Annotated in this window: 8 protein-coding genes; 2 read left to right on the top strand and 6 right to left on the bottom strand. The window is 63.5% G+C overall.

Going from position 1 to position 7,350, the window contains the following annotated elements:
* On the bottom strand, positions 1 to 1,512 hold a 1,512-nt coding region (locus EN749_RS26460), incomplete at its 3' end, for an alkaline phosphatase (protein ID WP_145991011.1).
* A gap of 262 nt (positions 1,513 to 1,774) precedes the next feature.
* Positions 1,775 to 3,058 (bottom strand): MFS transporter, encoded by a 1,284-nt coding sequence (locus tag EN749_RS26455; protein WP_164895590.1) that lies wholly within the window; start codon positions 3,056 to 3,058, stop codon positions 1,775 to 1,777.
* A 74-nt stretch (positions 3,059 to 3,132) separates the two neighbouring features.
* Between EN749_RS26455 and EN749_RS26450 the strand changes: the two genes are divergently transcribed.
* Both EN749_RS26450 and EN749_RS26445 read left to right on the top strand, forming a co-directional pair.
* The gene (locus tag EN749_RS26450; RefSeq protein ID WP_128364267.1) at positions 3,133 to 3,750 is read left to right on the top strand and encodes a TetR/AcrR family transcriptional regulator; all 618 of its coding nucleotides are present in this window, start codon (positions 3,133 to 3,135) and stop codon (positions 3,748 to 3,750) included.
* Positions 3,751 to 3,795: 45 nt separating this feature from the next.
* Complete coding sequence (locus EN749_RS26445) at positions 3,796 to 4,389, top strand: hypothetical protein (RefSeq protein WP_128364266.1); 594 nt, start codon at positions 3,796 to 3,798, stop codon at positions 4,387 to 4,389.
* A 225-nt stretch (positions 4,390 to 4,614) separates the two neighbouring features.
* Here the strand turns inward: EN749_RS26445 and ppa are convergent, their stop codons facing one another.
* The 4 genes from ppa to EN749_RS26425 form a co-directional block, all read right to left on the bottom strand.
* Positions 4,615 to 5,148, bottom strand: a complete 534-nt coding sequence (ppa, locus tag EN749_RS26440; protein WP_013528997.1) for an inorganic diphosphatase — start codon at positions 5,146 to 5,148, stop codon at positions 4,615 to 4,617.
* Positions 5,149 to 5,260: 112 nt separating this feature from the next.
* The gene (locus tag EN749_RS26435; RefSeq protein ID WP_013528996.1) at positions 5,261 to 5,767 is read right to left on the bottom strand and encodes a GNAT family N-acetyltransferase; all 507 of its coding nucleotides are present in this window, start codon (positions 5,765 to 5,767) and stop codon (positions 5,261 to 5,263) included.
* A 297-nt stretch (positions 5,768 to 6,064) separates the two neighbouring features.
* Complete coding sequence (locus tag EN749_RS26430; RefSeq protein WP_128364265.1) at positions 6,065 to 6,703, bottom strand: TPM domain-containing protein; 639 nt, start codon at positions 6,701 to 6,703, stop codon at positions 6,065 to 6,067.
* An 8-nt stretch (positions 6,704 to 6,711) separates the two neighbouring features.
* On the bottom strand, positions 6,712 to 7,350 hold a 639-nt coding region (locus EN749_RS26425; RefSeq protein WP_145991010.1), incomplete at its 5' end, for a YgcG family protein.

The raw sequence follows: 7,350 nt of genomic DNA, 5'->3' as shown, positions 1-7,350 counted from the left end.
CCGCACCGTCATCTGCTCGCTGGCGCCTGAAATATCGACGAGCCCGAAGAATTGCAGCCCGGCCGAGGGCGGCAGGTTCTGTCCCTGTTCGGCGGTCGGCGCCTTGATGAACTTCAGCTCCGGACCGAACGTCATGTCGAAATCGTTTGGCCCGAACGTGCCGGCATGGATCGGACCCGAGACGAATTCCCAGAACGGATTGAACTCCTGGAACTGCGCCTTGTCCGGGTTGTAATAATGCGCGGCCGTGTAATGCACGTCGGCGGTGAGCCAGACGGTGTTGCTGATGCCGGCATTCTTTATGAAGCGCAGCAGGTCGGCGATCTCGAGCTCGCGCCCTTTTGGCAAGCCATTGTCGCCATTGCTGACCGCTTCGGCGCCAACCTTCTTGGTGCCGTCGTCCCAGACGACGAGGCCGAGCGGCATGTCGGCGGCGATGATTTTCCAGGTCGCCTTCGAATTCGCCAGTTCGCGCTTCAGCCATTTCGTCTGCTGCTCGCCGAGCATGCGCGACTGCGGCGTCATCTCATCCTGCATGTCGGGACCATTGGGGCCGCGATAGGAGCGCATGTCGAGGAAGAACACGTCGAGCAGCGGCCCATAAGCGATCTTGCGATAGACGCGGCCGGGCTCGGAAGGTTCGTAGCGGATCGTCGTCATCTCGTGGAAAGCCCGCGCCGCGCGGGCCGCCAGCACGTGGATGGATTTTTCCGTGTAGCGATTGTCGGCGCTGAGATCCTTGGAATCCGACCAGTTGTTCAGCACTTCATGGTCGTCCCACTGGTAGAAAGTCGGGCAGATGGCGCTCAGGCCGAGCACGTTCCTGTCCATCATGTTGTATTTCCACTGGTCCCGGTACTCGTCCAGCGTCTCGGCGACCTTGCGCTTGCCGTCGATCAGCACGACGTTCTTCCACTTGCCGCCGCCGGGCAGGTCGACCTCGTCCTTCATGGCGCCGTCGGCATAGATGGTGTCGCCTGAATGCAGGAAGAAGTCGGGCGTGTGCTTGCCGATCGTGGCGTAGGTCTTCATGCCGGTCTCATCGATGCCCCAGCCCTGGCCGGCGGTGTCGCCGGACCAGGCAAAGCGGATGTCGCGCTTCGAGGCTGGCGCCGTCCTGAAACGGCCGGTGATCGGCTCCGAAACGGCATTGATGTCGGCGAGATCGGCCGATGTCATGCGATAGAAGATATCCTGGTCTGAAGCGAGGTCGGTGAGCAGCCGCTTGACCGTGTAGTCGCTGGCCGGCGACGTATCGAGCGGCGCCAGCCGCGTCGCATTGGCAAAATTCTCCGTCGACGATACCTCGAACATGACGCGCGACGGTCGGTCGGTGCGCGTCCACACCACGCCGCTGGTGGCGTCGACATCGCCGGACTGGACGCCATGGGTGAAGGAAGGCCGCTGATTGGCGCGCGAATAATAGGGTAGCGCCAGGCTCGAAACGCCGGCCAGGCCAACGGCGCCGGCGGAGGTGACGAAAGCGCGGCGGGTCATCGAAAGCTTGTTCACGGCTGTCTCCTGGATGGCTTGAACGGTGCCACCAAAATCCAGCGTCAATGTTTCAGGCGCATCTCGGGATGATGAAGGTTTGATAACAATGAACAGGGTAATCTCCCCCCTCGAGGGGGAGATGTCGCCAGAGGCGACAGAGGGGGTCGCCGCGCGTGGAGCGCTAACCTCCTTCTATCGCAAGAGGCCGAGCCCAGTCGGACCGACCCCCTCTGGCCGCTTCGCGGCTATCTCCCCCTCGAGGGGGGAGATAGCGTCGCGCCTAAGCCGCTTGCGGCTCCGGATCGAACGCCGGCTTGCTGGTGTTGATCAGCAGCGAGATACAGGCGGCAGCGATTGCCGTCATGCCGGCGATCAGGAAGGCCAGTTCGTAATTGCCCTGCAACTCGCGCATGGTGCCGCCAAAGGCGGCGGCAGCGGCCGCACCGATCTGGTGCCCGGCGACGATCCAGCCGAACACGATCGGCCCGCTGCGGTCGCCGAACGCCTCGTTGGCGAGCCGCAGCGTCGGCGGCACGGTGGCGATCCAGTCGAGGCCGTAGAGCACGGCGAAGATGATCAAGCTGGTGGCCGAGAAGCCGGAATAGGGCAGATAGATCAGCGACAGGCCACGAATGCCGTAATAGACGCCGAGCAGCTTGCGCGGATCGTAGCGGTCGGTGAGCCAGCCCGACAACGTCGTGCCGATCAGGTCGAAGATGCCCATCATCGACAGCAGGCCGGCGGCCTGCACTTCGCCGATGCCCATGTCGCCGCAGAACGCGATCAGATGCGTGCCGACCAGCCCGTTGGTGGTGAAGCCGCAGACGAAGAAGGTGGCGAACAGATACCAGAACACCCGCGTGCCGGCGGCACGGCGCAGCGTCGAGAACGTATGCGCCAGAAAATTGCCCTGTGACGCAGGCGGAGTGGGCGGCACGTCGTCAGCCTCGGCGCCGTAGCGCACCATGCCGATCGATGCCGGCCGCTCCGGCACCAGCAGCCAGACCAGCGGTATCAGGGCAGCGGTCGCGATCGCGACCGCAATGACAACCGGCTGCCAGCCGCCCGACTGGGCCAGCGCGGCGATCAGCGGCAGGAACACCAGCATGCCCGAGGCGCTGGAGGCCGACATCAATCCCATGACAAGCCCGCGATTGGTCTTGAACCACCGGTTGACGATGGTCGCGCCGAGCACGCTGGCGACAGCACCGGAACCAATGCCCGAGAACACGCCCCAGGTGATGAACAGATGCCACGGCTTGGTCATCAGCAGGCTGAGCGCGGTCGAGCCCGACATCACCACCAGCGAGGCCAGCAGCGTGCGGCGAAGCCCGATGCGCTCCATCAGGGCTGCGGCAAATGGCCCTGTCAGGCCGTAAAGCAGGATGCCGACACCGGCGGCCAGCGAGATGATGTCGCGCCGCCAGCCGAAACTGTTCTCCAGCGGCAGCATCATGACGGCGGGCGCGGACCGCAGGCCGGCCGCGACCAGCAGGCTAAGGAAGATGACGCCAACCACGACGAAAGCGTAGCGCTGGCCAAATGGGCGGGATTGAGTTATCATGTTACTGACCGGTACGTTGCAGGTTGGGAGCATGTATACGTACCGATCGGTAACATTGTCAATCGAGCCACACGATGCCAACGGACAAAAATATTGATCTGACCATCAGCGACGATCATGCATCGGCGCCGCCGAAAGCCGCCAAAAAGATCCTCGATGTGGCCTATGACCTGTTCTACCGGCGCGGCATCAGAGCGATCGGCGTCGACGAGATCGTCAAACGCGCCGGTGTCACCAAGCCCAGCCTCTATCGCAGCTTTCCGTCCAAGGATGAACTGGCCGCCTCCTATCTCAGGCAGTACGATCTTGAATATTGGGAGCGTTTCGGCGAGGCGGTTGCGGCTCATCCCGGCGACCCGCGCGCACAGATCAAGGCTTTCCTGACCCGCATCGGCAAGCGCACGCAAGTGGCGGACTATCGCGGCTGCGGCATGACCAACGCGGCGGTCGAATATCCCGACCACAGCCATCCGGCCCGTGTGGTCAGCGAGGCCAACAAGCAGGAATTGCGCCGCCGCCTGCGCGCCATGGCGGTTGCGATGGGCGCGCAAGACCCTGACACGCTCGGCGACGGCCTGCTGCTGCTGATCGAAGGCGCCTATATCAGTGGCCAGCTGTTCGGGCTCGGCGGCCCGGCGCAAGCGGTCGCCCGCAACGCGGACCTGCTGATTGAAGCGAGCTTGAAGAAATAACGTTTGGCGCTACGCTGCGGCAGCTTGCAACGGAGATTGACCGCCATGCGTGCCATTCTGATCCCGCTTGTTCTGGTCGGTCTGGGTCAGGCTGCGCAAGCCGACGGCATTTCCAGCGCCTACACCGATCTGGATTCGAAAAAGGATTGCGTGACCTACGCGCAGGCCGAGGAAGGCGACGGCGACTGGGCCGAACTCGCCTGTTCGGGCTATCGCGGCTATCCCGTACTGATAGCCTATGACGATGCCCGTGAATCGCTGTTCTACGGCTTTCCCCCCGGCGGCGACATGACGACGGTCTGGGAGAGCTTTTCCGGTTTCAATTCGTCCGGAGCCAAGATCGAATGGCGCATCGAAACCACCGGCGACAAGGCTGTGCCCTATGCAGCCATCCATCGCCGCTCGATCAGCAATCCCGAGGACGAGAAAAAACCGACCGAGGTGCTGCTCGTCGCCAAGGTCGGCCACATGGGCGCCCGCGACGGCTGCACCGTCGGCCTGGTGCTGGCCACCGGCAATCCCACCGCCAACGATCAGGCGCGCAAGCTTGCCGACGACAAGGCACGCACCTTCGCCTGCGGCAAGGACAGGCGCACCGTCATCGGCAATGTGCCGGCTTTCGGCCGGGTGGATAACTGAGCACGGCGGAGATTGGGCATCGCACCCGTAGCTTCGTCATCCACGGGCGGAGCAAGGAGCGTAGCGACGCAGCGCAGACCCGAGGATCCATGCCGCGACATCAACACCGCCGCGGCGGTGCAGAATTCCGTTCCGCCGCACACGTCGCCTGGCGTCACGGCATGGATACCAGGGTCTCCGCGACGCCGCTTTGCGGCTGCTCCGCCCTGGTATGACGAAGTTGGGCTACTTGCTCGCCTTGGCCCGCTCGATCGCGTCGACGATCATCTTCTTGGCATATTTGGAATCGTGCCAGCCTTCGATCTTGACCCATTTGCCGGGCTCGAGATCCTTGTAGTGCTCGAAGAAGTGCTGCACCTGCTGGCGCGTGATGTCGGGCAGCTGGGTGTATTCGGTGACGTTCTCGTAGCGCAGCGTCAGTTTCGGCGACGGCACGGCAATGATCTTCTCGTCCTGGCCGGCATTGTCTTCCATGATCAGCACGCCGATCGGCCTGACGTTGATGACGCAGCCCGGCACCAGGGCGCGCGTGTTGCAGACCAGCACGTCGATCGGATCGCCGTCGCCCGACAGCGTGTGCGGCACGAAGCCGTAATTGCCGGGGTAGCGCATCGAGGTGTGCAGGAAGCGGTCGACGAACAGCGTGCCGGCTTCCTTGTCCATCTCATACTTGATCGGCTCGCCGCCGATCGGCACCTCGATGATGACGTTGACGTCCTCAGGCGGGTTCTTTCCGCTGGCTATGGCTTCAATGCGCATGGCTTAAATCCCTCTCTCGATGGACGATCGATAGCGGGCGGCGCGTCATGGTGCAATGCGGCGAATGGTGCTGGCTGAAATCGGGAGACGCAATGGCCGAAGGGCCGGGCTGTCATTCCCAGACGAAAGCGACCTTCTTGAGCGCCTTCTGCTCGAAGATCTCGACGCCCTCGGCTACATCGCGGCCGCCGGCGCCGGCATAGAAGGCGAGTGCGTTCTGGTTGTCTTCCAGCGCCCACACGACCATGCCTTTCAGCCCGTGATCGGCCAACCGCGCCTTGGCTGCCGAAAACAGGCGGCTGCCGAGCCCGATGCCCTGATATTCTGGCCGCAGGTACAATTCGTAGATTTCGCCCTGCTGCCTGAGTTCACGGGCGCGGTTCTTGCCGATCGTCGCATAGCCGGCGATCTTTCCGCCGATCTCGACCACCAGAACAGTGGCGGCGCGGCGAATCGCATTTGCCCACCAGTCGGCACCTCGACGGTTGATCATCGATGTCAGGGTGCGGTGCGGAATGATGCCGGAATAGGCGCCGCGCCAGGCCTCCAGATGCACCTCGGCGATGGCACTGGCATCGCGCGGGTCGGCTTTCCGGATGTCGATCGTCAGCGTATTCATGATTTGTTAACCATAAACCCGCATCGCCCGATTGCAAGAGTCCCGGCGGCCCGCCGGCTGCTTTCTCACAGGCGATCATGACACTGATGACATCGGGCAAAGCCTGCTTGAAAACGCGCTCAGCCGAGGCGGATGGCGTGGCTTTCGAGAACCGGAGCGGAGCGCACTTTTGTACGTGAACGCCGGCCGAAGCCGGCCTGCCAAGGCCGCTCATGTGTGAGTGCTTCGGCCGGCGAAGGCCGGAAGCGCAGAAAACCACGTCAGGCGTCCGGCTGAGTAGCGTTTGCGGGCGGGCTTTCAGATTTCGACGAGATGGTCGTCAAGTTCGTTGCTGTCGCCCACTGTGACCGGGAAATGCTCGGCCAACACCGCACCCACCTGCTCGATCGCCTTGACGAAGCCGTCGGCAAGCCGGTCGTCGCCGGCATGCGCGGTAAGGTCGCGCACGACACCGTCCCAGACATGCTGGCCGACCTTGGCGTCGATGCCCGAATCGGCAACCACTTCGGCATAGCGTTCAGCGATCGAGACGAAGACCAGCACGCCGGTGCGCGCCGTGGTGCGGTGGACGTTGCGGGCAAGGAACTGCTTGATCGCGTTGGCGTGCGCCGCCTGGTAGCGCAGCCGCCTCGGCACCAGATGGATGCGCAGGCCGGGCAGCGCCCACAACAAGGCCAGCACGCAGGCAAGCGCCAGGAGCTGGGTGAGGACGAAATGCGGCAGCCGGATCGACAGCCACCAGGCCTCCAGACCGTAGCCGACCGCCAGGCTGACGATCAGCATGCACACGGTCGCCATGAAGGCGGCCGGGAAGAAATAGCCGTCGCTGGCATGCGCCACGACGCAGTAGATCTCGCCGTCGGTTTTCTCCTCGGCGGCGCGGATCGCGGTTGCGATGCGCTCATGATCCTGCGGGCTGATTGGTCGTGTTGCCATGATATGTCTCACCAGCTTCCTGAAGAACCGCCACCACCCGATGAGCCGCCGCCACCGGAAAACCCGCCACCGCCGCTCGATCCCGAAGACCAGCCACCACCGGAGCTCCCCGACGACCAGCCGCCCGAAGACGAACCCGTTGTCCAGCCACTGCTGCCCGAGTAGCCGCTCGGCCCACGGCCGTAACGAAATGTCATGCCCAGCCATCTGTACACGCCCGGCGACAGCTTCGTGCCGAACATCGGCGGCAGGAACGCCATCGCCAACCCGCCGAAAAACATCGTCGCCCACAGGATCAGGAACACGGCAACGATCGGATCGATGGACGTGCCGTCATCGGCGGGATTGCGCTTGCCTCGCGCTTCCAGCTCCTCCGGATTACCTTCCAGCACCATGACCATGTCATCGACGGCTTTACTGATGCCGCCGGAGAAGTCGCCGGCGCGGAAGGCCGGCACCATGTCATTTTCGATGATCAGCTTGGTATGCAGGTCGGTCAGCGTACCTTCGAGCCCATAACCGACCTCGATGCGCATCTTGCGGTCGTTCGGGGCAACCAGCAGGAGCACGCCATTGTTCTCGCCCGCCTGGCCAAGTTTCCAGAAGCGGAACAGGCGGTTGGCGTAGGGCTCGATCTCCTCGCCATC

The sequence above is a fragment of the Mesorhizobium sp. M7A.F.Ca.ET.027.02.1.1 genome (genome assembly GCF_004022985.1).
Classification (GTDB): Bacteria; Pseudomonadota; Alphaproteobacteria; order Rhizobiales; family Rhizobiaceae; genus Mesorhizobium.
The sequence above is the reverse complement of the archived record's forward strand: the minus strand, read 5'-3'. Positions and strand labels throughout refer to the sequence as shown.

What these genes read in the sequence shown, in the direction of transcription:
- EN749_RS26455 (WP_164895590.1), bottom strand. Translation starts at nt 3,058, where the DNA reads ATGATAACTCAATCCCGCCCATTTGGCCAGCGCTACGCTTTCGTCGTG.
- EN749_RS26445 (WP_128364266.1), top strand. Translation starts at nt 3,796, where the DNA reads ATGCGTGCCATTCTGATCCCGCTTGTTCTGGTCGGTCTGGGTCAGGCT.
- EN749_RS26450 (WP_128364267.1), top strand. Translation starts at nt 3,133, where the DNA reads ATGCCAACGGACAAAAATATTGATCTGACCATCAGCGACGATCATGCA.
- EN749_RS26435 (WP_013528996.1), bottom strand. Translation starts at nt 5,767, where the DNA reads ATGAATACGCTGACGATCGACATCCGGAAAGCCGACCCGCGCGATGCC.
- EN749_RS26430 (WP_128364265.1), bottom strand. Translation starts at nt 6,703, where the DNA reads ATGGCAACACGACCAATCAGCCCGCAGGATCATGAGCGCATCGCAACC.
- ppa (WP_013528997.1), bottom strand. Translation starts at nt 5,148, where the DNA reads ATGCGCATTGAAGCCATAGCCAGCGGAAAGAACCCGCCTGAGGACGTC.